This is a genomic window from Streptomyces sp. H39-S7 (genome assembly GCF_027158205.1).
Classification (GTDB): domain Bacteria; phylum Actinomycetota; class Actinomycetes; order Streptomycetales; family Streptomycetaceae; genus Actinacidiphila.
In genome coordinates this window covers 1-898 of record NZ_JAPVLU010000118.1, presented here as the reverse complement: position 1 = coordinate 898, position 898 = coordinate 1, and the positions used below count along the sequence as shown (strand labels likewise).

The following is an 898-nucleotide window of genomic DNA, read 5'->3' as shown; positions in this document are numbered from 1 at the left end:
GCAACTCCCTCGCCTGCTGGAGCACGATGCGCGGCGAGACCGACCCGCCTTGGGCTCGACACGTGCAGGCGAGCGAGCGGGACTCCCTGATCCGGGGGCTCGAGTACCGGGCAGCGCCACGGCAGGTCGGCGCTGGTTGACCGTCATGTGCGCCGACCACAGCATGTCTGCGGTCACGGGGAAAGCACTTGGGCCTACCGGGTTCCGGAGGCGCTCAGCCACGTAGTAGCGGGCCACCCAGCTCGCTGGCCACGGCGATCCCAAACCAGGGGTATACGTTCCGCAGCGGCCAAGAGGTGGGGTGCCTCGACATCGACGAGGTCGTCATCTCGCTCTGAACCAGTCGGCGCTCACCACACCCCGCCTCACTCACGCGCGACAAGCGGCCTGCGGCTGCCTCCCGCCTGGCCCACGAGACCTCGGCCTGGATCCGCCGCGTAGGGACGACGGGCTGCGGCTGTCCCGGCGCCGCATTGGCTGGAATCAGCACAAAGCGGGATGATGTTCCACAAGAGACCGTCCACGCCGTGGGCTGCGCCCACGACCTGCCGCACGCGACCTTCGAGGTTCTGATGCCTGGCTCCGCGCCCTCCTCCCCCGCGGGCGACGACCGCCCGGCCGGCGCCGCCACCGGCGGCTACGGCAAGGACCTCTTCCCGCCCGAGCGACAGGGCGAGGGCGCCCGGATCGACTATGGCGCGCTGGCCTACGACGATGTGACGTTCCGCCGGCTCGCCGCGCTGGGCGCCGGGCCCGGATGGGCCTGCCTGGACGCGGGCGCGGGCACCGGGACCGTCACGCGCTGGCTGGCCGAGACCGCGGGTGTCGACAGTGTGCTCGCCGTCGATCGCGACACCCGCTTTCTGGCGGTGCCGCCGGGCGGCCGCGTGCGCACCCT

1 protein-coding gene is annotated in these 898 nt (G+C 72.3%); it reads left to right on the top strand.

The genetic code is table 11. From position 1 onward, the window contains the following. Window positions 1–572 precede the first annotated feature (572 nt). Window positions 573–898: class I SAM-dependent methyltransferase (locus O3X23_RS43545; protein WP_443048159.1), on the top strand; the 326-nt coding region annotated here is incomplete at its 3' end.